Raw genomic sequence first — 26254 nt, 5'->3', positions numbered from 1 at the left:
GATGACGCGCCTGATTGCCAGCGTAAATCGCTGCGCTGTTGTCAGGGGTGTGTGTCAGGGGGCATGGCCCGCTTACAGCTGCTCCAGCTGGATCAGGTACTGCTCCGCCGTCGCCAGAATGGCCTGCTGCTGTTCGGCGGCTTGGCCATCCCAGTTGGCATAGGGGAGGGCGAGGCGGGGATTGCCGCCCAGTTTGTCCCGGTTGCGCCAAAGAAAGTGCCAGTAGAGGCTGTTAAAGGGGCAACTCCCGTCGCCGTGGCGGGCTTTGACCTGATAGTGGCACCCCTTGCAGTAGTGGCCCATCCGCTCGAGATAGGCGCCGCTACTGGCGTAGGGCTTGCTGCCCATCAGGCCGCCATCGGCAAACTGGCTCATGCCGCGGGTGTTGGGCAGCTCCACCCACTCGATGGCATCCACATAGATACCGAGATACCACTGATCCACCTCATCGGGGTCAATCCCCGCCAGCAGGGCAAAGTTGCCGGTCACCATCAGCCGCTGAATATGGTGGGCGTAACCCTGCTCAAGGGATTGGTTGATGGCGTGGCGCACGCAGGCCATCCTGGTTTCTCCATTCCAGAAGAAACCGGGCAGCGGCCGGTTGGCACCGAGAAAATTGGTGCGCTGATAGTCGGGCATCTTTTCCCAGTAGAGGGCACGGACAAACTCGCGCCAGCCGAGGATCTGGCGAATAAACCCCTCCACCTGCGCCAACGTGATGGTGGCCTGATTGGCCTGCCAGTGGGCTTCGGCGGCGCGGATCACCTCAAGCGGATGAAGCATCTTGCTGTTGAGGGAAAACGACAGTCGGCTGTGAAACAGGCTCCAGCCCCGCTCGCTCAGGGCATCCTGATAGCGACCAAAGTGGGGCAGGCAGTGGGCCAGAAAATGGGCCAGCAGCTCGCGACTCTGGCGCCGGGTGATGGGCCACGGCAGCTTGCGGGCATCCGCCTTGCCGATGGTGCAGACCCCGTGGCGGGTCAGCATGGCGTCAATCTCGCTCACCTCGTTGGCAAAGGTGAGGGGCGCCGGGATGGGCTGGCTCGCCGGCAGTTTGGCGCGGTTCTCGTCATCAAAATTCCAGCGCCCGCCAAGGGGTTGGCCGCGCTCATCGAGCAGCACTTGATATTGCTTGCGCAGGGCACGGTAGAAGAACTCCATCCGGCTGTGGGGGTAGCGCTGCCAGCCATCACGGGGGGTGAGAAAATGTTCGCTCCCCACCTCGGTGGCAGGGATGGCAAGGCCAGCCGCCCAGCTTTTCAACTGGTTGGCGAGGCGCCACTCGTCCGGGCTCTGCCAGGCAAAGCTGTCGGCCTGATGCGCCGCGATTTGGGCTGCCAGCAGGCTGGGCAAGTCGGGCCAGCGGGCGCTCTCATCGAGGGTCAGGTAACAGACGCGGTGGCCCGCTTGGGTGAGGGCTGCCGCGAAGGCGCGCATGGCGGCAAAGAAGGCCAGCACCTTCTGACGATGGTGGCGGCAGTAGTCGGTCTCCTGGCGCAGCTCCGCCATCAGATAGCAGATTGCCGGATCCGGGGTGCGAAACCAGCTGTGAGCGGCGTTCAGCTGATCGCCAAGAACAAGACGCAGCTCCATCACACTCGATCCTCCTCAGGTTGCTGGCTGCTGTGACGAGCGTGGCGACAGCGCTCGCTGCAGTAGCGAACCTCCTCCCAGCTGCGCGCCCACTTGCGCCGCCAGCTGAAGGGGCGCTTGCAGACGGGGCAGATCTTCTCGGGCAGATAGGGTTTGCGATGCATGATGGCTTCCGGCCTTGGCTGATGGGGGGATGTAGCGTGTGGGTAGGGAGAATAACGAACCGGGGACGTGGACGGATCAACCTCACTGCCAGTTTGCCGCGCAGATGTGCACTTTGTGAGCGGGCGCACAGCCCGTCGGTGCACTCCTTGTTTGCAAATTAACCAGCCGTTAACGTGGCGAGGCTGCCCGTTGGCAGCATCCATCAACGGATCTTATTGGCCATCGACTGTCTACAACCGATATGGAGGGGAGTGATGCCAATCATGACAGCTACGCCCCGGGCAGCTTGCCTGCTCGCCCACTGGTATACCCGGGATCCCATTCTCACCTTCGACTTTCCTCACCGCTGATTGGCGTCACCCGCCGTTTGAATTTGTCAGCCGGACGACCCTGATCGCCCCGGTCTCTTTGCCAATTCCAATTTCAAACACACTGGCCTTGCGCCGGTGAGGAGTCTTATATGCGTCGTATACCCGAGCCGTTTCGTATCAAGATGGTCGAGCCCATCAAACAGACCACTGGCGCCGAGCGCCGCGCCGCCCTCGAGGCCGCTGGCTGGAACCCCTTCCTGCTGCTGGCCGAAGATGTCTATATCGATCTGCTGACCGACAGCGGCACTGGTGCCATGTCCGATCGTCAGTGGGCCGGCATCATGATGGGAGATGAGGCCTATGCGGGCAGCCGCAACTTCGTCGAGTTGGAGCGCACGGTGCGCGAGATTTTTGGTTACCAGCATGTGATGCCCACCCACCAGGGGCGCGGGGCCGAGCAGATCCTCTTCCCCGAGCTGGTCAAGCGCTGCAAGGGCAAGGCACCGGTCTTTATCTCCAACCACCACTTCGACACCACCAAGGCCCACGTGGAGTTGGCTGGCGCACGGGCCATCAACCTGCTCACCCCGAAAGCCCTCGACACCACCGCCCCCTACGCCTGGAAGGGGGATTTTGATCTTCCTCGCCTGAGCGACACCATCGAAACCCTGGGGGCCGACAACGTGGCCGGCATCATCATAACGGTGACCTGCAACAGCGCCGGTGGTCAGCCGGTCTCCATGGCCAATATGGAGGCGGTCTCCGAGCTGGCTCGTCGCCACCAGATTCCGGTGGTGATCGACGCCGCCCGCTTTGCCGAGAACGCCTGGTTTATCAAGGAGCGGGACCCGGCCTATGCCAAGTGCAGCATCAAGGAGATAGTGCGCCAGATGTTTGCGCTGGGGGACATCTTCACCATGTCGGCCAAGAAGGACGGACTGGTCAATATCGGCGGGCTTTGCTGTTTTAAAGAGGATCTCGACCTGTTCCGCGCGGTACAGGTGCGCTGCGTGGCGATGGAGGGGTTTGTCACCTATGGCGGCCTCGCCGGGCGGGATATGGCGGCGCTTGCCATCGGTCTGCGCGAGGGGATGGATGAGGAGTATCTCACCTACCGCATCAGTCAGGTGGCCTATCTCGGCGAGCGGCTGGCCGAGGCGGGCATCCCGATCCAGACCCCCACTGGCGGCCATGCGGTGTTTGTGGATGCCAAAAAGCTGCTGCCCCATATTCCGGCCGAGCAGTTCCCCGCCCATGCGCTCGCCTGCGAGCTCTATCTGGAAGGGGGTGTGCGCGGGGTGGAGATTGGCTCCCTGTTGCTCGGGCGCGATCCCGCCACCGGCAAGCAGGAGGCGGCGGACTTCGAGTTGTTGCGTCTGACCATTCCGCGCCGGGTCTACACCCGGGATCACATGGACTATGTGGCCGACTGCCTGATCGCGGTGAAAGCGCGGGCCTGCGACATTCGCGGGCTCACCTTCGACTACGAGCCGCCGCTGCTGCGCCACTTCACTGCGCGGCTAAAACCGGTCTGATCAGCAACCGGTTAGATGTGGTGATCAACCGCGCCAAGCAGTGAGATCGAGGGCTGCCCCCGATTAAACGGCCAAGTAAAAAGCCCCCGCACCAAGGTGCGGGGGCTTTCGTTTATCGAAGCAAGGCCGGGGTCAGACCGCCTGATACTCCAGCTCGACGGAGCCCAGCGCCTTGAGGGTGGACTGGGCGGAATCACGCTGGCTGATCTGGCCGTTTTTGTTCTCCAGCAGCACGGCGCGGCGGATGGTGGCGAGATCTTCGCCGTTAAGCACCGCATGGGTGCAGGCCATCTGCATCGGTGGCAGGCTGGGGTTGAAGGCGGCGTTCTCGGCGTAGCGGCCAGAGAAGATGCGGCCATCGGCAAACTGCAGCGCCACCGCGGCATAGCCCTGGCTATAGGGGGCATAGCTTTGACGGGCGGCGGCCAGCGCGGCTTGCCACAGCGGGTCTTCGCTTTGAAGCTGAAGCTCGGCGTGATCCTGCGGGCTCATCAGCGCATCCGTGATGTCGAGGTCCGCCGGGCCAAACGAGTGGGGCAGGAAGGATTGCAGGGCGCTCAGGTCATCGGGCAGAGAGACTTTCAGGATCTTGGCGGTGCTCAGCTCGTTCATGAACTGACGGCAGTGACCGCAAGGGGTGTAGTTGACGGTGATTTCGCTGATCCCGGTCTCGCCACCCAGCCAGGCGTTGGAGATAGCGGACTGCTCGGCGTGAACCGAGTGGAACAGACCTTGCCCAGCAAACTCCATGTTGGCGCCAAAGTACCAGCTGCCGCTCAGGCCGCAGGCGATGGCACCGACATAAAACTTGGAGATGGGCGCGACCGAGCAGGCGGCGGCCAGCGGCAACAGGGCGAGGCGCAGGGCGCGATCATCGAGACCTGTGGCGGCTTTCAGGGTGGCGACTTGCTCCGGCGTGAAGCGGGCGTTGAAGTCGGCACTATCCAGCATGGGCTGCACGGCTGCTTTGAGCGGGGCAGATAGGGTATCGAATGGCTTGGCAAAACGGGGATGCATAGTGTGTCCTCAAAGGCCAATTGGGCGGCCATTGTAGGGAGCAAGCTCGGGTAAATGTGTGAGCAGGCTCACGCCCTGACGGGCAAACGGAGGGGGATGGTAATGGAAACGTTTGTCTTGTGCAAATTGTGCGGCAGGTCGCACCCCGACAGCGCTGCAGAGCCGTCGGGGTGGCTAATCATCGGTCAGGTGAGCCAGTGATAGATGGCAAAGAGGAGGGGAGCGACGGCCGCGGTGAGGATCCCGCACACCACCATGGCGAGCGATGCAAAGGCGCCCTGGGTGATCCCCTTCTCGGCGGAGGTGGCGGTGCCGATGGCGTGGGCACAGGCCCCCATGGCGAGCCCTTGCGCTTCCGGGTCGGTCACTTTCAGCAGTTTGAGCAGCGGGTAGCCGATCAGGGCGCCGACAATCCCCACCACCACCACCACGGCGGCCGCGATGGCGGGAATGCCGCCGATGGACTGGCTGACGCTCATGGCGAGCGGGGTGGTGATGGATTTGGTCGCCAATGAGGCGAGCAGTGCCGGATCTGTGCCCATAAAATGACCGATCAGCAGGGTTGTACACACCGAGATCAAGACGGAGGCGAGGGTACAGATTAGGATGGGCTTGAGCTTGGCCTGGATCTGGCGCGCCTGTTGATAGAGCGGCAGCGCCAGCGCCACCACGGCGGGTTCCAGCAGCATGGTAATGGGGCTGCTGCCGCGCTCGTACTGCTCAAGGGGCAGATCGAGCCAGAGCAGCAGGCCAATGATCACCGCGGTCGGCACCAGCACCGGATTGATGATGGGCCAGGGCAGGCGTCGATAGAGGGCGCGGGTGGCGAAATAGAGCGCCAGGGTCAGGGGAATGGCTAGCCAGAAGATCATTTGTTCATCCTCTGGTAGAGCCGACCGACGGTGGCGAGGATCAGCACGATCCCGAGCACGATGCAGAGCATGATGACGCCGAAGGATTGGCGCAGGGGCTCAAGCCAGGCCACCAGTCCGACCGCGACCGGAACGAACAAAACGCCCATGTGGCGCAGCAGCAGGCCAGCGCCCAGCTCGACCCAGTGCAGCTTGATCAGTTGCAGGGAGAGCAGCACGAACAGCAGCAGCATGCCGATGATGCTGCCGGGAAAGGCAAACGGCAGGATGGCTGCCACGGATTTGCCTGCCAGCAGGCAGGCGACGATGACCATAAAGTCACGAAAGTACAGCAAGGCGCGTTGCGCGATCACGTGAACCTCATCGACTGGGATGAAAAATCGCAGTTTACCAGAGAGGCCGGGTCGCGGCATTAAAACAATAACAACTGAAATCAGTTCATTTGAAGCTGATTTGATTGGCATTTTTTGAAAAGTGCCTGATAGAACCCTTTTCGAACTACAAGGAGTAGTGATGACATCCCTCTTGTCCCGAGTTCGCCAGCTGGCGAACGATAACGCGTTGCCACCCCATCTGCTGCAAACCCGTCAGTGGGAAGGGCCTCTGTGCCGGGTGCGACTCGACAACACCGGCGCTGATGCCACTCCGGTTGACCGCTGGGTGCTGTTTGACGGCAAGCTTGGCCTGCCGGTGGAGAGCGCCATCTATGGCGAAGGATTCCAGATGCTGGCCCAGACCATGGGTAGCTGGCAATCACCGCAACATGTCGGCCGTTGCCCTGATGCCAGCGTCTATCGCATCACCGATGACAATGGCTATCACACCATTCACAACCTGTTGCTGGTGGAACATGGCAAGGGGTGGCTGCTGCTCGCCTTTGCCAGCTGCCACCGTTTTGGTGGGGAGTTTCGCCTCTATCCCGATGGCCGCTTGCAGATCCTGATGAATTGCGAAGGGCGAAAACTTGCGGCCGGTGAGCACTGGCAGAGCGAGGCGCTGATCTGCCTCGAAGGAGCGGAGCGCGAGGATCTGCTGGCCGAGCTGGCACGGTTGATCGAGGCCGAGCACGGCTCGCTGATCGGCAAGGTGAGTGATCGCCCGAGCGGCTGGTGCTCCTGGTATCACTACTACGCCGAGGTGAGCGCTGCCGATATTCGCGAGAACCTGCAGGTGCGTGCCGAGCGCTTCCCGGCCCTGCGCTATGTGCAGATCGACGACGGCTATCAGGCCAAAATGGGCGACTGGCTCACTCCATCGGCCAAGTTCGAGCAAGGTGTAGCCTCACTGGCTGCCGAGATCAAACAGGCTGGCTGCGAGCCTGCCCTCTGGGTCGCACCCTTTATTGCAGAGCCCGGTTCACAGGTGTTTCAGGATCATCCCGACTGGTTTGTGAAGGGGGATGACGGTCTGCCGTTGCCCTCCGAGCGGGTCACCTATGGTGGTTGGCGTTGTACCCCTTGGTATGTGCTGGATGGTACCCACCCCGAGGTGCAGGCGCACCTTGAGCAGGTGTTCCGCACCCTGCGCGAGCAGTGGGGCATCCACTATTTCAAGCTCGATGCCAACTTCTGGGGCGCCATCCACGGTGGCCGTTTCCACGATCCGGCAGCCACCCGGGTTGAAGCCTATCGGCGCGGTATGGCGGCCATCCTGCGTGGTGCAGGTGAAGGCGCTTTCCTGCTCGGTTGCAACGCGCCCATCTGGCCAAGTCTTGGGCTGGTGCACGGCATGCGGGTGAGCGATGACGTGGAGCGCAATGGCCACCGCTATCGCCAGATCGCTCACGAGGCCTTCTGCCGCGCCTGGCAAAATGACAAGCTCTGGGCCCTCGATCCTGACTGCATCTGTCTGAGGGATCTGCCAAGCCAGCAGGCAAACAAGGCGGAATACAGTTTCCATCTGGCAGCGCTGGTGGCAAGCGGCGGCATGATGTTGGCCGGTGATCGGCTGCAAGATTTCGATGAGGAGCAGGCGGCGCAACTGCGCAAGTTGCTGGCGCTCTGCGCCGCCCAGGCACCCTCTGCCCGTTTCGAATCGATGGACTTTGCCTGCGGCGAAGTAAGCCTGCCCGAGGGCGGCACTCTGCTCTGCCTCTTCAACTGGGAGGGGCAACCACAGGAGTTTCTGCTGCCGGAAGGGGGAACCGATTTTTGGGATGGGCAGGCAGTCGGTACGGCAGTGACCCTGCAAGGGGGCGAAGGGCGGGTGATCCGTTACGTCTGATAAGGCTCGTCTCTCAAACAATTCAGGCTCCTTCGGGAGCCTGAATTGTTTGCTATTTAGGGGGCTGTGTCAGTAACGCCACTCGACGCCAGCCGCGTATTTGGCTGAACCATAACCCGGGATATCGCTGCCCGAGGTGATGGCCTTGAGGGTGAGATTAGGGGTGATTGGCATACCAAAGCCAAAACCGATAGCCAGCCGATCGTTGGGGTTACCCATCACATCGACCCGCATCACCCGGTAAAGCGACATATCTTCGCTCAGGTGCATATAGGCCTGAGACGCGCGGTTATAGGCCTGACCAAACACCTCCAGCTGAAAGCCGGACTGGGCGGAGATGACCAGCGGCACCCCGACAAACTTGTAGAGGTTGGAGTTGTTGAAGTAGCTGTTGGTGACCTGAGGCGTAAAGTCGGTCTGCTGGTACAGGGTGCTGAAGCTGTGCTCAACGATGTGATAGGTTTGCTCTGGCAACAGCGCAAGGTAGTCCGGCATATCGAACCGGTATGCGGCGTTGGCTGCCAGCGGCAGCAGGGCCAGTAATCCCAGCAGAGCGTGGTGACGAGGCATCAGCAAATGGCTTCCGTTCGATAGAGGCAAGACAGAGGGATGCAACACATTGGTTTTTGAGAAGATCCCCTTCGTCATTATGACCTGAAGAAGGGGATTGGCGAGGAGGATTTAGTGTGAAATCACTCACAACTCATAAATCTTCCAGATAGTGGTAGAGACTCTTAAGAATCGCAAAGTTTCGTTCGTTACCCTGATTCTGCTCTGCCAGCGCTTCGAGGCGCGGTACATAGTCAGGCAGGCGGTTGCTGAAGTAGTCGCTGCAGTGCAGGCGCCAACGTTTCTGCTCCGCTTCGCTCAGAGTGTGCGGCCAGTTGCGGGCGCGATAGCGAAACAGCATCTCCGGCAGCCGTGAATCGGTAAAGGCGAACTCCCGCTCGCCCAGCAGATCTGCCGGGGTGGCGCGCACCAGATCCATGGTGGACTTGTCGCCGTGACCGAAGAAGCCGGCGTAGAGCTGGGTATCAGGATCGCCGTCACTGCTGCCCGCAAACTCCTGATTGAACACTTCCACCAGTTTTTCCCGCACTTCGGGGTGGGCGCGCAGCAGATCCAGGCTCTTGCGGCACTGCTCCCGGTCGATGCCAAGCTGGTCGGCGCGCTCTACCTTCAGGGTGGCGGCCGGTGCAAGTGCCGGACACTTGTTGATGTGCACCAGTTTGACCGGAATGCCCGCCAGATCCCCCAGCTCCTCTTTCTTGGTGTAGAGGCGCTCGCGGATCTCGTCGCTGGTGAGCTCGATAAGCGGGGTGGGGTCGCGGGTCAGATCTACCATGATCACCGCGTTCTGGTTGGTGGGGTGCCAGGCGAGCGGCGAGACCCAACTTGCGCATCCCTGCCACGGGGAGAACATGCCGGAGACGTGTACCAGTGGCTTCATGGTCACCACGTCGATCAGTGCCTTCACCTTGTTCTTGTTGCGAAGGTCAAACAGGTACCCGAACAGCTTGGGTTGGGCCTTTTTCACCAGCTTGGCCATCTCGATGGTGGCCAGCACGTCGGAGAGTGCATCGTGGGCATTGGCATGGGCGACGCCGTTGGCGATAGTCAGCTTCTCCAGCCGGAAGCTCGGCTTGCCCTCATCATCAAAGGCCCACTCGATCCCCTCCGGGCGCAGGGCGTAGCAGGCCCGCAGCATGTCGAGAATGTCCCAGCGGGAGTTGCCATTCTGCCAGCTGTAGGCATAGGGGTCATAGAAGTTGCGATAGAGGGTGTAGCGGGTCACTTCATCATCGAAGCGGATGCTGTTGTAGCCCAGCACACAGGTATTCGGAGTGGCGAACTGCTCGTGGATCTGGCGAATGAAATCCGCCTCGCACAGCCCGTCCTTCATCGCCTTTTGTGGCGTGATACCGGTGATAAGGCACGCCTCCGGATCCGGCAGGTAGTCCGCTGGCGGTTTGCAATAGATGACTAGCGGCTCGCCAATGATGTTGAAATCCGCATCGGTACGAATACCGGCAAACTGCGACGGCCTGTCCTTGGCGGGGCTGATGCCGAATGTCTCGTAGTCGTGGAAATAGAAGGTCGGCTCGTTGCCCGCGTGTGCTGTTTTGCTCATGTTGCTCGAGATGAGGTATCCGATGACGGCGGCTAGCGCCTGGGTGGATGGTGCCATGCACCACAATGGCCAGCATGGTAAACCATAGCGCAGGTAGAACGAAGGGTTGGACCCTCATTCGTCGCTTTATTAGACAAGGGGACACTTTGTGTACCAGTAACAAAGCGCTGATTTGCAAATGTTCCGGCAGGTAGGAGGCCGCATAGGTACTTTTCACGGTAATCCTCTGCCAAATCACACTTTTTGTCTGTCCACCAAGGCCAAGAGGAGGGCTGTTGACTAAATTATTTATATGGGCAGAGTAAAACGGCTCCTCTGATAACAACATGGCGGCATGGGATAGTGATCATGGACAGAACGCTGACAGGGAAGAACTCGTTCTCATTGCAGGTCGACATCAGACAGGTGGTATATGCCTTGTCTGCGTCGCTGGATCTGGTGGGTATTGGCGATGTTGCCCATGGTAAACGAGTCGGGATCATGGCAGCCGAGTGCAGTCGGGTACTGGGGATGGACGATGTGGAGCGCCGACTGCTCTTCGAGTTGGGCGTCCTGCATGATATCGGCGTCTCCTCGACAGTCATCCATCACCACCTGGTCAGCGAGTTTGACTGGGAGTCGTCACAGCTTCACTGTGAAGTGGGGTATCAGCTATTAAAGGATTTCCGGCTGCTCGCTCCTCTGGCACTTCCCATCCGTTATCACCACACCCACTGGAAGTTGCTGCGCAATTTACCCGACGTGGACAAGAAAGTTGCCCGTCAGGCCAATCTCATCTTTCTGGTAGACCGTTGTGACGCGCTGGCGGCCCCTCACTATAGCGACGGGTCGCTCTTGATGCATACCAACGAGATCCGCGAACGGCTGCAGGGTTATAGCGGTGAGTTTTTTGACCCCGAGCTGGTGGCGGCATTCCTGCAAGCTTCTCGCTCGGAGGCTTTCTGGCTGCAGCTGGAAGCTCGTTCCATCAATGACTACATGCTTGAAATGCTGCAAGAGCGCGAGCCTTGCACGACGACCAATGGCGAGTTGAAAGCATTGGCGCTGATTTTTTCGGGTATTGTCGATGCCAAAAGTGCGTTTACCATGGCTCACTCCTTCGGTGTCGCCCGTCTCTCGCGTCTGCTGGCCGAGCGTATGGGTGTCAGTGCCATCCATTGTGACATGCTGGAAATTGCCGGATTGCTGCACGATCTTGGCAAGCTGCGAGTGCCGGATGAAATTCTGGATAAACCGGGGCGATTAACCTCCGAGGAGCGGGCCATCATCAATACCCACAGTTTCGAGACCTATCAGATTTTGCGCCACATCGAGGGATTCGAAGAGATTGCGTGCTGGGCCTCCTATCACCATGAAGAACCGGATGGCGAGGGATATCCGTTTCATCTGCCGGCTTCGGCGATGGCATTGGAGGCGAGGATTTTGCGGGTGGCCGATATTTTTCAGGCCATGGTGCAGGACAGGCCTTATCGGCAGGGGCTCTCTGCTGGCGAGGCGCTTTCCTTTATGAAGCAGTTGGTACGAGAGGGGCGGGTGGATGGCGACGTTGTTGCCGTGCTGGCTGAGAATTTGCCACAGATGGTACAGGCCGCCATTCCAACGGTAGAGGAGGTACATGCGTACTGCTGACCTGCTCCGGCTTCCAGCTATGCTTGGAATAAGCCGTGCATGGTGCCGATATCCACGTGCAATAAGCAGGCTTGACTGACCACCATGGGGGAACAGATATGGAATCGCTAAAAGCCAGGGATTATATGCAGAGCAGACCCATCACCTTTAAAGCGGACATGATGGTACAAGCGGCAGTCGAGAAATTTTTGAATAGCCACCAACTGGGGGGCCCGGTGACCGATGAAAAAGGACATCTGATCGGCTGGATCTCCGAGCAGGATTGCATCGCGGTCATGCTCAAGGAGGCGTATCACTGTGAACAGGTGGCACAGGTGCGGGATGTGATGCGCAAAGAAGTGCTGACCGTAGGGCCAGATACCAGCATCCTGACTCTGGCTGAGATGATGATGGGACAGAAGCCCAAGATCTATCCGGTGGTGGAAGAGGGCAGGCTGCTCGGGGTGATCAATCGCCACAATGTGATGCAGGCGATCCACGCTCAGCTCACTACCTGTTTTGTCCATAGCCACGGCTGAGTGTTGTGTCTCTATGTTGGAGCAGGCCAATGGCCTGCTTCGTTATTTTGGGAGACAGCAAGTTCGCCGACCTGATGCTTTCAATGAAGTAAAGGGATCTACTCGTATGCCCCGAGCTTCATGTTAAGGCTTGCACCTCTCCTTCTCGCTCTTTAGGATCAGCCCCAGCTATCGATATGGCCCCCTTGCCGGGCACTCTTTTAAGGAATTCGTACCTTGTCTCTCTCTATCGAGGCGCTGCGCCGCCGTCTCTCTGCCTGCATGAACCTCGACGCCCGCCGTCTCTCCAGCCGTCTGCACGGGGTCAAAAAGTTGCCTGAAGGCAAACAGGCTGCCGTGCTCGAGACCATCGCCGCCGATCTGGATGCGGCACAGGCGCGCTACCAATCCCGTCTTGCGGGCGTACCCAAGGTCACCTATCCGGATAACCTGCCGGTCAGCCAGAAGCAGGCGGAGATCGCCAAGGCGATTCAAGAGCACCAAGTGGTGATCATCGCCGGGGAAACCGGCTCGGGCAAAACCACCCAGATCCCCAAGATTTGTCTGGCGCTCGGGCGTGGGGTGAAGGGCTTTATCGGCCACACCCAGCCACGCCGTCTGGCGGCCCGTACCGTGGCGGCCCGTATTGCAGAAGAGATGGAGTCCGAACTCGGTGACTACGTGGGCTACAAGGTGCGCTTTACCGATCAGGTGAGTGAGCAGACCCACATCAAGCTGATGACCGATGGTATCCTGCTGGCGGAGATCCAGAACGACCGGATGCTGACCCAGTACGACACCATCATCATCGATGAGGCCCACGAGCGCAGCCTCAATATCGACTTCATTCTGGGCTATCTCAAACAGCTGCTACCAAAACGCCCGGATCTCAAGGTGATCATCACCTCGGCCACCATAGACCCCCAGCGCTTCTCCCGCCATTTCAACAAGGCGCCGGTGATCGAAGTCTCCGGTCGCACCTATCCGGTGGAGGTGCGCTACCGTCCCCTTACCAGTGACAAGAGTGAAGGGCTGGAAGAGCGCGATGAACTGCAGGGAATTTTCGATGCGGTGGAAGAGCTGGCCCGCGAAGGGCTGGGGGACATCCTCATCTTCATGAACGGCGAGCGGGAGATCCGCGATACCGCCGATGCCCTGCGCAAGCTCAACCTGCGCGATACCGAGGTGCTGCCGCTCTACGCCCGCCTCTCCAACGCCGAGCAGAACAAGGTGTTCCAGCAACACGCTGGACGGCGCATCGTGCTTGCCACCAACGTGGCGGAGACCTCGCTGACGGTGCCGGGCATTCGTTACGTCATCGATCCGGGCACCGCCCGTATCAGCCGCTACTCTTGGCGTACCAAGGTGCAGCGCCTGCCCATCGAGCCGATCTCCCAGGCCAGCGCCAACCAGCGTAAAGGGCGTTGCGGCCGGGTGGCAGACGGTATCTGTATCCGCCTCTACTCGGAGGAGGATTTCAATAGCCGTCCCGCCTTTACCGACCCCGAGATCCTGCGCACCAATCTGGCCTCCGTCATCCTGCAGATGCTGGCGCTAGGCCTTGGCAACATGGAGGCCTTCCCGTTCGTCGAGCCGCCTGAGTCGCGCCATATCAAGGACGGTCTGACTCTCTTGAAAGAGCTGGAGGCGGTGCGCGAGCTGCCCGCCACCGGCGATCGCGAAGCCAAGCTGCAGCTGACAGAGGCCGGTCGCCAGCTCTCGCGCATCCCCCTTGATCCGCGTTTGGCGAAGATGGTGATCAGCGCGGCGCAGACTGGCTGCCTGAGCGAGGTGATGGTGATCACCGCGGCCCTCAGTATTCAGGATCCCCGCGAACGGCCCATGGAGAAGAAGCAGGCCGCCGACGAGCAGCACAGACGCTTTGAAGACAAGGATTCCGACTTCCTCGCCTTCGTCAATCTGTGGAACTACCTGAAAGAGCAGCAGGATCTCCTTGGCAGCAACCCGTTCCGCCGCATGTGCCAGAAGGAGTTTCTCTCCTACCTGCGGGTGCGCGAGTGGCAGGACATCCATTTCCAGCTGCGCCAGACGGTGAAGGAGCTTGGTTTTAAAGCCAACCATGAACCGGCGGATTTCAAGACGGTGCACTGCGCGCTGCTGACCGGCCTCTTGAGCCATATCGGCAACAAGGATTTGGAAAAGCCCGAGTTCCTCGGTGCTCGCAATGGCCGTTTCCACCTCTTCCCGGCTTCGGGCTTGTTTAAAAAACCACCCAAGTGGGTGATGGCCGCCGAGCTGGTGGAGACCTCGCGCCTCTACGCTCGTATCAACGCCAAGATTGAACCGGAGTGGGTGGAACCGTTGGCAGGCCACCTCATCAAGCTGCACCACAGCGACCCCCACTGGTCGAAGAAAAACGGCGCCGTGATGGCCAAGGAGAAGGCGACCCTCTATGGCCTGACTCTGGTCAATGAGCGCACCATCAACTTCAGCCGTATCGATCCGGCGTTGTGCCGCGAGCTGTTTATCCGCCGCGCCTTGGTGGAAGGGGATTTCGAGACCCGTCACCGTTTCTTCAGCGACAATCGCAAGCTCCTGGCCGAGGTAGAGGCGCTGGAGCACAAATCCCGTCGTCGCGACATTCTGGTGGATGACGAGGATCTGTTCCGCTTCTACGATGCCCGCTTGCCGGAGGAGGTGATCTCCGCTCGCCATTTCGACAAGTGGTGGAAAGAGGCGCAAAAGCGGGATCCTGAGCTGCTCAACTTCGAAAAAGAGATGTTGATGAAGGGGGATGCCGCCCACATCAGCGATCTCGACTACCCCAACTTCTGGCAGCAGGGGCGCCTCAAGCTCAAGCTGACCTATCAGTTCGAGCCGGGGGAGGCCGCCGATGGCGTGACCCTGCATATTCCGCTGCCGCTCCTGAATCAGGTAGAGGTGAAGGGGTTCGAGTGGTTGATCCCGGGGCTGCGTCATGAGCTGTTGGTGGCCCTCATCAAGTCGATGCCAAAGCCGATGCGCAAGAACTTCGTCCCAGCGCCCAACTATGCCGATGCACTGCTCGCCAGCATCAACCCCGAACAGGGGCCGCTGCTGGACGAAATGGAGCGTCAGCTGCGCCGTATGACTGGCGTGACCGTGCCCCGTGAATCCTGGGACTGGTCTGCGGTGCCCGATCACCTCAAACTCACCTTCCGGGTGGTGGACGACAAACACAAGAAGGTGGCGGAAGGCAAAGATCTGGAGGCCTTGAAAGAGTCGCTGCGCGGCAAGGTGCAGGAGACCCTGTCACAAGTGGCGGACGATGATATCGAGCAGTCCGGTCTCACTTTGTGGAGCTTTGGCGAGCTGCCGCAAGAGTACAGTCAGAAGCGGGGCGGGTTCGAGGTGAAGGCCTATCCAGCCCTGGTGGATCAGAAGGATTCGGTCGCCATCCAGCTGGTGGAGAGCCCGGTGGTACAGCAGCAGCTGATGTGGGCCGGTCAGCGCCGGTTGGTGCTGCTCAACGTACCATCCCCCATCAAGTATCTGCAGGAGAAGCTGCCCAACAAGGCCAAGCTCGGGCTCTATTTCAACCCGTTTGGCAAGGTGGCCGAGGTTATCGATGACTGCATTGCCTGCGGCTGTGACAAGCTCATCGAGCAGCACGGCGGCATGGCCTGGGACGAGGCCGGTTTCGAGGCGCTCAAGGAGTATGTCCGCGCCGAGCTCAACGATGCGGTGGTGGAGGTGGCCAAGCAGGTCGAAGCCGTGCTGACGCTGTCCCATGAGATCAAGAAACGGCTCAAGGGCAAGATGCAGCTCGACACCGCTTTTGCCATGTCGGACATCCAGCAGCAGTTGGGTAACCTCATTCACAAGGGCTTTGTCACCGAGACCGGCTGGCAGCGGCTGCCTGACTTGCTGCGCTACCTGCGGGCCATCGAGCGGCGGCTAGAGAAGCTCGCCATCGATCCCAACCGGGATCGGGTCTACATGCTCAAGGTGCACAGCGTGGAGTTGGAGTACAAGGCGTTGCTCGCCAAGATCCCCAAATCCCAGCTTATTCCCACCGAGGTGGCCAATATCCGCTGGATGATCGAGGAGCTGCGGGTGTCGTTTTTTGCCCAGAATCTGGGAACCCCCTATCCGGTCTCCGATAAACGGGTGCTGAATGCTATCGCCCAGTGCTAAGCTGCTATCTGTCTGTTTTAACTGCGTGATATAGAGTGTGGGAAGGGGCTGCCAAGGTGGCGGGCTCTTTTAAACGGAAGTCAGGGAGGCAAGGATGCTGGGGATCTGGTTGAGTGTGGCGCAGGTGGTGATCAGCGGTTACCAGCCTATTGCAGAGCAAACCTGGGTGCAGTTGAACCCGGAGTATTACCCCTTGGCACGCACGCCGCCCGCCATGTTTGTGGCATGGCACGGCAACCAGTTTCCGCCGCTGGCCCAGAAACAAAAAAATGGTCGCTGGCAGATCCTCTTTCCTGCCCGTCTGGTACCTCCTTTTGATCTGTTCGAGGGGGAGGCCGAGCTCTCCAAAGCTTATCTGGCAAGGTTGCGGCGCATCGACGAGATGGCTTATGGCGTCGCATCCGTTCAGGCTGTTGCTGCAGTGCAGCAGCAGGGTCTCTCTCCGTTGGATGAAAATGGGCCGCTTGCCCCCTTTATTGCCGAGTTCAGTGCCGCGCATACCATGCCGGTTCAGCTGGCGGTAAGGCCTCGCTACGAGGCGGAGCCGTTGCTGGCGATGTTGGGGAGCGTTGCGCGTGAATCGGTAAACAATGCTGATATCCAGCTGGCTGCTGCCACCACCACCGATAGCGTCACCCTTACGCTATCGGCCCCAGCGGCAGGAGGTGAGCGTGCTGTGTGCCATCAGGTGGTGGCTGGTGAGACGCTGTGGCGCATAGCGAACCAGCTCTCCAGTGCCATGGGGGCCGATACGTACAGCTATTTGCTGGCGTTAGTGGCTGAAAATCAGGCGCGACTTGGCCATAGCATCCGGGTCAAAACCGGGGATGGTCTCTACTGTCCCCGCGCCGAGACGCTGGCGCAGTTTGATGCGCTGAGCCCGGCCCAGCGGCAACAGCAATTTGCTCGCCTTGAGCAGGGGCGTTAAGGCACGGGATTAGCCTTGTATCCGCTATTGGCCCATGGTAGTATTCGCGCTCGTTTTGCGAGGTGCTGACCGGTCGCAGTTAGCACCATAAATTCATCCAAAAGAGATACATACTATGTCTTTCGTATTCCAAGCTGAAGTCCGTTCTGACCTGGGGAAAGGTGCGAGCCGCCGCCTGCGTCAAGCTGACCAAGTTCCTGCCATCGTTTACGGTGCAGGCAAAGAAGCTCTGTCCGTAGCTGTTGACCACAAGAAAATGATCCTGGCTCAAGAGAAGCCGGAATTCTATGAGTCCGTACTGACTCTGGTCATCAACGGCGAAGAAGTTAACGTAAAAGTGAAAGCTATCCAGCGTCACCCGGTACGTTACAAGCTGGTTCACCTGGACTTCGTTCGCGTCTAATCGCGAGTCGTCAGGTTGAAGAAAAGCCACTCTCAGGAGTGGCTTTTTGCTATCTGGCGTTTGGTTGTTTTCACTGTGTGAAAAGAGGGCATGTTTGCCCTCAGGCCTCATTACCCCAGCTGGTTCAGCGCCTGCTGACAACGCTGTTCGGCGGCATCCAGCTCCAGCAGCACCATCCTGATATCTTCCATCTGTTGCTGCAGTGTTTCACGTTTATCCGTTACCAGTCCCAGCATGGTTTGCAGCTGGGTACGGCTGCTCTTGTCGGCATCATAGAGATCAAACAATTCGCGGATCTCGGCGAGGCTGAAACCAAGACGTTTGCCACGCAGGGTCAACTTGAGGCGAACCCGATCCTGCTTGCTGTAGATGCGGGTCTGGCCCTCTCGTGCGGGATTGAGTAATCCCTGATCCTCATAAAAGCGGATACTGCGCGTCGTAATATCAAATTCCCGAGCCAGCTCACTGATGCTGTAGCGCCGGGCTTCATCCCTGTTTTTGTTCATACAGACTTCTTGGCGAACTAAATCCTGCTGGCACCTTACCTAAACGTAAACTGCACTGCAACTCTTGTTCCCGTGGCGCAGAAAACCTATGTTATGGCCATGTAACAAAAAGAGGCTGGCAAATGGATATTGCGATTGTGGCGGCAAAGCGGACCCCGATGGGCGCATTTCAGGGTGCATTGGCAGAGGTAACGGCACCTGAGTTGGGGGCGTGTGCCATTGAGGCTGCGTTGCAGCAAAGCGGCCTGCATCCGGAGCAGGTCGACGAAGTCTTTATGGGCAACGTGCTGTCGGCCGGGGTGGGGCAGGCTCCCGCCAGGCAGGCGATGTTGAAAGCGGGATTGCCGCCATCGATACCCGCAACCACAGTCAACAAGGTGTGTGGTTCCGGTATGAAGGCGGTGATGTTGGCAGCAGATTCTATCCGGGTTGGCGACAACCGGGTTGTGGTTGCTGGTGGCATGGAGAGCATGAGCCGTGCCCCCTATCTGCTGGATAACGCCCGTAGCGGTTTTCGGATGGGGCATCAGCGGGCGCTGGATCACCTCTTTCTCGACGGATTGCAGGATGCCTATGATGGCCAGCTGATGGGAATCCATGCCCAGCGCAGCGCTGATCTGGCCGGTTTGACCCGCAGAGCCATGGATGAATTTGCCTTGGCATCGCTCCAGCGAGCCCTTGATGCCCAGCAGGCTGGCTCGTTTATTTCGGAGCTGACGCCTTGCCATCATGAGGGGCGCTTGCTGCTGGCAGAGGATGAGCAACCTGGCCGAGGACGGCCGGAAAAGATACCAACGCTAAAACCTGCGTTTGGTAAAGAGGGAACCATTACTGCAGCCAATGCTAGCTCCATCTCTGATGGTGCGGCGGCGCTGATATTGATGGATAGCGCTACGGCAGTTGCCCTGCAGGTGCCGGTATTGGCAAGGATCGTCGGTTATCAGAGCCATGCAGCCTTGCCAGCCGAGTTTACCTCGGCACCCATTGGCGCAATATCCAAATTGCTGGTGCGGCTTGACTGGTCAGTGAAGGAGGTGGATCTCTTCGAGATCAACGAGGCATTTGCCATGGTGACCATGTTGGCCATGGCAGGATGTGGTATTCCCCATGACAAGGTCAATGTATACGGTGGGGCCTGTGCGCTGGGGCATCCACTCGGAGCGAGTGGAGCCCGTATTCTGGTCACCCTGATCTCGGCCCTGCGTCAGCGGGGAGGAAAAAGAGGGATTGCCTCTCTGTGTATCGGAGGGGGAGAGGCGACAGCGATTGCGGTGGAGATCGATTAATCGGTTGCTTCCATCGCCTGCAGCTGTTCGTTGACCCAGGTGGTCGCAGCCAGATAGAGGTGGCTGACCTTCTCCTCGCTCAAGCCAAGCTTGGCCGTTCTGGCTGTGACCCGTGACCAGTTGGCATTTTCGTAGTCTTCGCAAAATGCGAGATAGAAGCCGAGATTGCCCTTGCGCTCAAGCAGTGCCAGCCGGATGGCATCGATCAACGGAATGGTGCCGAGCAGCTTGTCCATCGGCTGCTCCATCAACACATCCAGCAGGGAAAATAGGCCGGTGATAAAAGCCTGTGGCGCCTGCTGGGTCGGGGCATGAGCATGGGCCAGCAGCTCACAGAAGCGGGCTCTTATTAGCGACATCTGATAGAGCTCTGCACTCTTGCCCTTGCCTGCACTGGTGGCAGCCACCAGCGAGACAAAACGCTTTAGCTGGGTGTTGCCAAGGTAGATGGCTGCCTGGCGAAACGAGGAGATGGGATTGGTGTGCCCCTTGAGATGGTTGACGTAGCGCAGCAGCTTCAGGGAGAGAGATATATCCTGGCTTAGCAACTGCTCGATCCGGTTGATGTCAGGTTCGGACTGATTGACTACGTTGAGCAGCTGCATCACGACGACCTGGGCTGGCTCCATGGTCGCCTGCTTGACCATTTCGGGGCGACTGAAGAAAAAGCCCTGAAAGAGCTGGATCCCCAGCTGCTTGACCCGTTCGAATTCCGCCTTGTCCTCTACCTTCTCGGCCAGATAGGTGAGATTCATGCTTTGGTGGCGCTGGATGAACACCTTGATCTGCAATAGCGGTGTTGCCCGCAGATCGAACTTGATGATCTTGATAAAGGGGAGGAAACGCTCCCAGTCTGGCGACATGGTGAAGTCATCGAGCGCCAGCGTATAGCCCAGTTTATGGAGTTGTTTGACCTTCTCCAGCAGGGCATCGTCCGGTGCTGCGTCCTCCAGAATTTCAATCACCACCTTCTCGGGGGGGAGGCACTCTGCCAAGCCATCCAGCAACAGGGAGTGAGGGAAATTGATGAAGCAGGGGCGGCCGCCAAGTAGCTGATCGATGTTTTGTTGCAGGAACTGTTCCACGACAAGACTCGACGTTGCTTGCCGTGAGGAGATGCTCGGGAAGACATTATTCAGGCTATCGCGAAAGAGCAGCTCATAGGCGTAGGTATTAAGGTCTCTGTCGAGAATGGGCTGTCTTGCAACGTAGGAATACATGCCTGGCTCCGATATGGGTACTGGCTTGATTTTATGGTGTTGCAGAACACTATGCCAGTCCTGACCCTATTGAGTAAGGCAATAATTGGCATAGTGTTTTTCTGTCAGAGCCGAATTTAGAAGAGATAGCTCATTTGTAAGCCAGCCAGCCAGGCATCCCCTTCAGAAGTGCCCTGGAAGGTTGACGTCGTTAGCGGGTTACCCGGTTGCAGTTCCATCTTCTCGGTGACATCGACCTTTTTACCGTCGATCAGGGTCAGCCCCAGATCCACAGTCAGGTTGGGGGTGAACTGATAACCCATGCCAAGGCTGTACCAGAGACGATCGGCATCCGGTATCGAGATGGTACGGCGATCTGCAGGTACCGGGCTTGCGTCATAGGCAACCCCGGAGCGCAGTTGCCATTGGGGGGTCAGCTGATAGGTCATGCCAATGGCATAGCGCCAGCTATCTTCCCAGTGCTCATCCTTAATGTGCATGCTCTGCAAATGGTTGAGATCAGCTTCCAACTGAACGAATTTGCTCCAGTTGGTCCAGTTCAGGCTGCCATGAAGAGCCAGCTTGTCTGTCAGCTGATGAAATGCCGCCAATTCAGCCGTTGCGGGCAACGGCAGATCCAGACTGCCGGTATCTCTGATCTCGGTAACGGAGCCATCTGCATTGGGTCGGCCCACGATAGCATCACCCGAGAGGGTCAAAGTGACATCATGACGGTAGGATAGGCCAATCCGGGTTTGCTCCGACAACTCCAGTAAAGTGCCTACATTCCAGCCCCATGCCCAGCCATCCCCTTGCAGATGTTTTGCTATCAGGTTGCGAGAAGGGAAGGTGCCACCGACTTCGCCCTCGCCCTGAATAGCAGAGATCCCGGCACCAATTGACCACATCTCATTGATGCGATAGGCAAGGGATGTACCCAGATCCATGGTCTTGATATCGGAGACATTGCCAAAGTGACCGGCGCTGTAGTTATCCGGCATCTTGACGCCGAGACCGTAATAAGAAGTGGCCGAGAATCCAAGACGCCACTGCTCATTGAGTGGAATGATGAGATTGATGTTGGGAACCCAAGCATCGGCCGCGATATCTCGTGCAGTCGCATCGGCATGGGTCAGCAACCCCGTCGTTTTGCCTTCTATATTGACATCAGGGCTGACGTAAATTGCACCGCCCGAAAATGCCATCTTGTCGAAGCGAGTCATGGCTGCCACGTTGCGAGATAGAACGCTGGCATTGTCCGCGATAGCTGCTTCTCCGGCAAAGGCTCTGCCAAGCCCGGTTGCTGATTGTTCAGCAAGCTGGAAACCGGCTGCATGGGCATGACTTGCAATCACCAGCAGGGAAAGGGCGGATAGTTTGAGAGTGGAATGCATGAATTATCCTTGCGTGAATACCGAATGTTCAGTCGGCCATATCATTGAAGGCGGGATTTTATATGGTACGACCAGCAAGGCAACGGTGATGGAGTAAATCAGGGAAAAACGGGATTAAATGCTGATGAAACTAGCTCTAATGGATTGATTAAAAAAGAAAAATGAACATGTGTGTGCTACATGTGTGCGCTGAAAACGGGATCTTGCATAAAAAAAGAGCGCCTTGCGGCGCTCTTTTAAATTGCTCAACAATCAGAACTTCATGTTGAACTGGGCAGATGCCAGGAAGGCGTTGCCGTGGGAAGTGCCCTGCCAGCGAAGCTTATCGGAATGGCTAGTCAGACCTTCGTTGACATCAACTTCCTTACCGTCGAGGTAAGCCATACCGAAGTCAACGCTCATATCGGTGTTGATATGGTAGGTTGCACCAGCGCTATACCAGATACGGTCAGAGTCAGGAATACTCAGGCTGCGATATTCCGCTTCGATCGGGGTGTTGTCGTAGGCAAAGCCCATGCGAGCTTCCCAAGACGGGTTGATGTACCAGGTACCGCCGATAGAGTAACGAACAGAATCTTTGAACTTTTCATCTTTTTGCAGGCAAACACCACCTTTGCACTGGCTGCTGGTAGCTTTTAGCTCCTCGAAGGCACTCCAGTCAGTCCAGTTGACTGAGTAGTGAACGGCAAACTGCTGGTTCAGGCGGTGGTAACCGGCGAACTCTGCTTGTGCAGGCAGCGGCAGCTCCAGATTACCGTCAACAGTGCGGTTTGCGGAGGTTGCTCCCTGGAAATCACCATCAAAGCTCATATCCACTTTTGAGCGATAGGTCAGAGCAAAACGGTTGTTTTCGTTCACTTCGTACAGGGTACCGACGTTCCAGCCAAAGCCCCAGGTGTCGCCCTTCATGTGGGCAATGCGGTAATCAGAAGGTACTTTTTGACCCAATGCACCGAGAGGCCCAAGTAGACCTGCATAACGGTTCAGCTCAGCTTCACCATATACAGCATTGATACCGGCGCCAACGCTGAAGTGCTCGTTGATGCGATAGGCAATGTTCGGGTTGATATTGAAGGTTACCAACTCGGTGTCACCGGCAGCGGCACCAGCCGGGAAGTTCTTTGGATATTCGGTGGAGAGACCGTAGTTGGAGAAGAGACCGATACCCCAAGCCAGCTTGTCGTTTATCGGCTGGATAAAGTAGGTGGCTGGCACAAATGCTGAAGGTGCAATACCTGATTCGCTGGAGTCAGACATCTTCGCGAGTTTATTACCCTTACCATCGGTCATGTTGACAGCACCATTTACATCCACGTCAGGTTGGATATAGGTACCGGAGACGGAGAAGGTCATTTTGTCGAAGGTCGTCATGGCTGCCGGGTTGCGGGCCAGAACGGAGGCGTTGTCGGCAATGGCTGCTTCACCAGCATAGGCACGACCCAGACCGGAGGCGGAGTGCTCGTTCAACTGGAATGCCGCTGCATGGACTTGACCGGTGGCCAGCGCAATGGTGGCGGCAATCAGGCTCTTCTTAAACATAGTTGTCGTCATGGTGGTCTCTCTTGTAGGCAGATTTTTTTGTCGATATTGGCTGCATGTTCAATGCAAACCTCGACAAAATCCGTTTTTATTTCAGCTTCTTCCGAATCAATTCTGGCGTGATTCTATGTATCTGGTAGGAGGTAAGAAATCAGACCAGTGACAGCAGAATACATAAAAGTGATCGTTCTGTTAATCATTTGTTTTAACCTGATGTTTAATTCATCATTTACGGGGTAAGGCAGGGTGTTTTTTAGGCGAAACGGTTGATCCTGCTCACAAAAATAATTTTCCTGTTTTTCGCAATTTTGCGACAAAAAGCAGGTAATGGGTCGGGAAAGAGAGGGGAAACAGGCAGCTGGCTGGTGTCGCTGCCTGTTTTTACCGATGGAATCGGCTCGTTAAATGTTCCAGTGAAGTCGTGATTGCAGGGCCGTAGCGACGGGGGCAAGCGGCTCCTTCATCTGGCCAATCAGTACCATATTTCCTCCTTTAAACTGGACGATCTCTCCTTTGAGGGTGCCATCTGCAAAACTGGGCTGCAGAGAGAGAGGAACATGCTTGGGAACCAGAAAGAGGGTAACGGGCCCCATCTTGCCCTGGATCACCATATGCAATGCCGGCCCCTGATAGAAGGCGCAGTGGTTGACATAAGTCACCCTGAGACCATCCATACCACTCAGGGTTGCGCCATATTTCTCCATCTTGGCGTTGATGCTCTGCAAATTGACCCGCTCATCGATACCTTCGATAAACGGCTCCTCACCATAGACATGGGCCATCGCCACCTGAGCGAGGGAGAGTGTTTGATCAGAGCTGGCAGGCCAACTTATCCATCGGGTACTCACTCCAAGTAGAAAAGCGACGGATGCAGCCATAGCCACGGCTCGCCAATGGGATTTCGGCGCAGTGCTGCTGGCAACATGCCGTATTTTCTCCTGTTTCTCTTCACTCTGTTGCAGAGCTTGTTTGAGCAGGATCCGCTCTGCCAGCCCTGACGGCGGCTCGATACTCATGGTGCGCGCAATCTGTTGCTCGAGAGTTTTCATCTCGTCGAGATAGCGCAGGTTGGCAGGATTGGCACGGGCAGCCTCGAGGAAGTCGGGTTGCTGATCGCCGGGCTGGATCATGGCGCGACGGCGAAACTCCAGTTCATCCATGTCCATCTCCTCTTGATAATTTCTTCTGCGCCATCGCCTCTTTTAGCTGGTTGCGGGCGCGAAACAGTCTTGTCATCACAGTGTTTTTGTTGAGCCCGAGCAGTTCGGCAATGTCCTCACCGCTAAATCCGCCCAGCACCTGCAGCATCAGGGGCTCCCGATACTCTTCGGGCAGGCGGGCAATGTGACGATGCAACCACTCGTTCTCCATCTCCTCTTCGCTGTGTAGCGCATCGGGCTGGGGTTGGGGATGGTCGTCCAGATCCACCAGATCAAACTGTTTGCGCTCGAAACGGCGGGCATTCTCCCGGCGCAAGATAGTGATCAACCAACCTTTGGCTGCCTGATCGTCCTGCAGGGCGTCGATACCCTTCCAGGCTCGCAGGAAGGTCTCCTGCACCAGATCTTCCGCGACGTGGGGATCCCTCACCAGCCAGTAGGCGTAGCGATAGATATCCTTGTGCAGCGCATGAACCAGCGCTTCGAATTTGGTTTGTTTGTCAGCCATAGGGTCATAGACCGGCAAAGTGGCCGGATCATTTCCACTTTTATGAGGCTGACCCCGCTTTTTTCTAAAAAAGAGCAATGGGAGTGTCTCCTGTTGTGGAGGCTGGGTTAACCCCGCAAGGGGAACCGGTGAGCAATCAGGGCAAGGAGCTGAGCAATGCCCGCTGTTTCAACATGACAGAGCTCACGGGAGATTGTGCGCCATGGCACAATCGGCGCCAGGGGGGCAAAGCAGGCGCGATCCAGCTCGGTTTGCCATCTTTGCAACTGCTTTGTATTGGCCGGTTTGGCCCAAACGGATGGGGCGGAAAGCGAGACCCAATGGCGCAGGGCCAGGCGGCTTTGCTCGCTTTGATGGTTGGCAAGGGCCCGTTGCAGCCGATAAAAGGCGAGCCAGCGCGGAGTGTTGCGCCTTATGCCTCGCAGCAGCAGCGCCAGCAATACCCACCAGAGGCTCTCGTTGGCCAGTGGCAGTGACTCGCCCGCACCTTGCCGGCTGGCCGGTTGGAAAACGAGGCGAGTGGCAGGCAGCTTCGCCTGTTCTATACGACCGGTCTCGGTGTTGAACCAGGGCAGGGTGATTGCCGGTAGCTGATACTCTCCTGCCTCGCGGGCCAGCAGGGTTTGGCGCCACTCCCGCTCAAACAGCAGTTTGCCCGCCCGATAACGCTCCTGCTGCTGCTCGCCATCGGGGTGCGTTTGCAGCTCGGCGGGGAGCCGCTGTGCCATAAGAGGGGCAAGCTGCACCTGACTGCTGTCGCCATTTTCGAGCGTGATGGTAATGACCCGGATCAACGGCTCCCCCGCGTGCCCCTCTGCCGAGGGCTCTATCCGCTGGGTCAGCAGCAAGCGACTGGCTACCGGCGTTGCGGGAGCTTGGTCAACACGTACCTGAAGTGGGGCTGCTCGGGCGGCAAGGCGTTGCAGCTGGCCCCCGTTTTGGGGCAATTGTCCCTGTAGCCGCGGGGAGTCGATAAGCCAGAGGCCCGGTGCCTTAGCCTGGATTAGCCAGCTGCGGGTCAATCTGCCGGGTAGCCCGCTCTGCACTGGGGGAAGCCACTCATCGCTGCCAAGGCGACGAATGATGAAATGGGGCGAGTTGAGTTCACTGAGCCCGGGCTGCTGCATGGTGGTGGGGAGCCAGAGCGTGAGCCGATAGATCACCGGCTGACCGGGATAGAGGGGGCCCTGATGATCAAGCTGGGCCTCCATCTCCAGTGCG

Annotated in this window: 22 protein-coding genes; 8 read left to right on the top strand and 14 right to left on the bottom strand. The window is 58.2% G+C overall.

Annotation, left to right across the window (positions count from 1 at the left end):
• Window positions 1–72 precede the first annotated feature (72 nt).
• Window positions 73–1593, bottom strand: coding sequence for a cryptochrome/photolyase family protein (locus BS300_RS01755; protein WP_071910371.1), 1521 nt, complete (start codon window positions 1591–1593; stop codon window positions 73–75).
• The gene (locus BS300_RS01750; protein WP_071910369.1) at window positions 1593–1757 is read right to left on the bottom strand and encodes a DUF2256 domain-containing protein; all 165 of its coding nucleotides are present in this window, start codon (window positions 1755–1757) and stop codon (window positions 1593–1595) included. The genes BS300_RS01755 and BS300_RS01750 overlap by 1 nt, the downstream gene beginning before the upstream one ends.
• 461 nt (window positions 1758–2218) lie before the next feature.
• On the opposite strand from BS300_RS01750, the gene BS300_RS01745 reads away from it, so the two are divergent.
• Window positions 2219–3604 (top strand): tryptophanase, encoded by a 1386-nt coding sequence (locus BS300_RS01745; RefSeq protein ID WP_071910368.1) that lies wholly within the window; start codon window positions 2219–2221, stop codon window positions 3602–3604.
• A 132-nt stretch (window positions 3605–3736) separates the two neighbouring features.
• On the opposite strand, the gene cdd is transcribed toward BS300_RS01745, so the two are convergent.
• From cdd to BS300_RS01730, 3 genes are all read right to left on the bottom strand, one after another.
• Window positions 3737–4621 carry a cytidine deaminase gene (gene cdd / locus BS300_RS01740; protein WP_071910367.1) on the bottom strand — a complete coding sequence of 295 codons (885 nt, stop codon included), beginning with the start codon at window positions 4619–4621 and terminating at the stop codon, window positions 3737–3739.
• Between the two features lie 185 nt (window positions 4622–4806).
• Window positions 4807–5493, bottom strand: coding sequence for an LrgB family protein (locus BS300_RS01735; protein WP_033112624.1), 687 nt, complete (start codon window positions 5491–5493; stop codon window positions 4807–4809).
• Window positions 5490–5846, bottom strand: a complete 357-nt coding sequence (locus BS300_RS01730) for a CidA/LrgA family protein (protein ID WP_005333279.1) — start codon at window positions 5844–5846, stop codon at window positions 5490–5492. The genes BS300_RS01735 and BS300_RS01730 overlap by 4 nt, the downstream gene beginning before the upstream one ends.
• 160 nt (window positions 5847–6006) lie before the next feature.
• On the opposite strand from BS300_RS01730, the gene BS300_RS01725 reads away from it, so the two are divergent.
• Window positions 6007–7716 (top strand): alpha-galactosidase, encoded by a 1710-nt coding sequence (locus BS300_RS01725; protein WP_071910366.1) that lies wholly within the window; start codon window positions 6007–6009, stop codon window positions 7714–7716.
• A 69-nt stretch (window positions 7717–7785) separates the two neighbouring features.
• On the opposite strand, the gene BS300_RS01720 is transcribed toward BS300_RS01725, so the two are convergent.
• Both BS300_RS01720 and sbcB read right to left on the bottom strand, forming a co-directional pair.
• Window positions 7786–8286, bottom strand: a complete 501-nt coding sequence (locus BS300_RS01720) for a hypothetical protein (RefSeq protein ID WP_043850942.1) — start codon at window positions 8284–8286, stop codon at window positions 7786–7788.
• 133 nt (window positions 8287–8419) lie between these two features.
• Window positions 8420–9847, bottom strand: coding sequence for an exodeoxyribonuclease I (sbcB, locus tag BS300_RS01715; protein ID WP_071910673.1), 1428 nt, complete (start codon window positions 9845–9847; stop codon window positions 8420–8422).
• 348 nt (window positions 9848–10195) lie between these two features.
• Here sbcB and BS300_RS01710 point away from each other — a divergent pair, with 348 nt between their 5' ends.
• From BS300_RS01710 to rplY, 5 genes are all read left to right on the top strand, one after another.
• Window positions 10196–11476 carry an HD domain-containing phosphohydrolase gene (locus BS300_RS01710; protein ID WP_071910365.1) on the top strand — a complete coding sequence of 427 codons (1281 nt, stop codon included), beginning with the start codon at window positions 10196–10198 and terminating at the stop codon, window positions 11474–11476.
• Window positions 11477–11574: 98 nt separating this feature from the next.
• Complete coding sequence (locus BS300_RS01705) at window positions 11575–11994, top strand: CBS domain-containing protein (protein ID WP_043850900.1); 420 nt, start codon at window positions 11575–11577, stop codon at window positions 11992–11994.
• A gap of 216 nt (window positions 11995–12210) precedes the next feature.
• On the top strand, window positions 12211–16110 hold the full coding sequence (gene hrpA / locus BS300_RS01700; RefSeq protein WP_071910363.1) for an ATP-dependent RNA helicase HrpA: 3900 nt from the start codon (window positions 12211–12213) through the stop codon (window positions 16108–16110).
• Window positions 16111–16204: 94 nt separating this feature from the next.
• Window positions 16205–17038, top strand: a complete 834-nt coding sequence (locus BS300_RS01695) for a hypothetical protein (protein ID WP_071910361.1) — start codon at window positions 16205–16207, stop codon at window positions 17036–17038.
• Between the two features lie 115 nt (window positions 17039–17153).
• Window positions 17154–17441: a 50S ribosomal protein L25 gene (gene rplY / locus BS300_RS01690; protein WP_042030867.1), complete on the top strand. Its 288-nt coding sequence runs from the start codon at window positions 17154–17156 to the stop codon at window positions 17439–17441.
• Between the two features lie 110 nt (window positions 17442–17551).
• Here the strand turns inward: rplY and BS300_RS01685 are convergent, their stop codons facing one another.
• Complete coding sequence (locus BS300_RS01685; RefSeq protein ID WP_033112630.1) at window positions 17552–17947, bottom strand: MerR family DNA-binding transcriptional regulator; 396 nt, start codon at window positions 17945–17947, stop codon at window positions 17552–17554.
• A 122-nt stretch (window positions 17948–18069) separates the two neighbouring features.
• On the opposite strand from BS300_RS01685, the gene BS300_RS01680 reads away from it, so the two are divergent.
• Entirely contained in the window at window positions 18070–19233 is a 1164-nt protein-coding gene (locus tag BS300_RS01680; RefSeq protein ID WP_071910359.1) for a thiolase family protein, read from the top strand.
• Here BS300_RS01680 and BS300_RS01675 read toward each other — a convergent pair.
• From BS300_RS01675 to BS300_RS01650, 6 genes are all read right to left on the bottom strand, one after another.
• Window positions 19230–20453 carry an EAL domain-containing protein gene (locus BS300_RS01675; RefSeq protein ID WP_033112632.1) on the bottom strand — a complete coding sequence of 408 codons (1224 nt, stop codon included), beginning with the start codon at window positions 20451–20453 and terminating at the stop codon, window positions 19230–19232. The genes BS300_RS01680 and BS300_RS01675 overlap by 4 nt on opposite strands.
• Before the next feature lie 116 nt (window positions 20454–20569).
• Window positions 20570–21826, bottom strand: coding sequence for an outer membrane protein transport protein (locus BS300_RS01670; protein WP_071910357.1), 1257 nt, complete (start codon window positions 21824–21826; stop codon window positions 20570–20572).
• Between the two features lie 252 nt (window positions 21827–22078).
• Window positions 22079–23377, bottom strand: coding sequence for an outer membrane protein transport protein (locus BS300_RS01665; protein ID WP_071910355.1), 1299 nt, complete (start codon window positions 23375–23377; stop codon window positions 22079–22081).
• A 389-nt stretch (window positions 23378–23766) separates the two neighbouring features.
• Complete coding sequence (locus tag BS300_RS01660; RefSeq protein ID WP_071910353.1) at window positions 23767–24525, bottom strand: DUF3379 domain-containing protein; 759 nt, start codon at window positions 24523–24525, stop codon at window positions 23767–23769.
• The gene (locus BS300_RS01655) at window positions 24518–25111 is read right to left on the bottom strand and encodes a sigma-70 family RNA polymerase sigma factor (RefSeq protein WP_041207632.1); all 594 of its coding nucleotides are present in this window, start codon (window positions 25109–25111) and stop codon (window positions 24518–24520) included. The genes BS300_RS01660 and BS300_RS01655 overlap by 8 nt, the downstream gene beginning before the upstream one ends.
• 29 nt (window positions 25112–25140) lie before the next feature.
• A partial coding sequence (locus tag BS300_RS01650) for a BatD family protein (protein WP_071910351.1) occupies window positions 25141–26254 on the bottom strand: 1114 nt, incomplete at its 5' end.

The sequence above is a fragment of the Aeromonas sp. SCS5 genome (assembly GCF_001887375.1).
GTDB classification, from domain to species: domain Bacteria; phylum Pseudomonadota; class Gammaproteobacteria; order Enterobacterales; family Aeromonadaceae; genus Aeromonas; species Aeromonas jandaei.
Note: the sequence above shows the minus strand (reverse complement) of the source record. Positions and strands in the feature narration are given on the sequence as shown.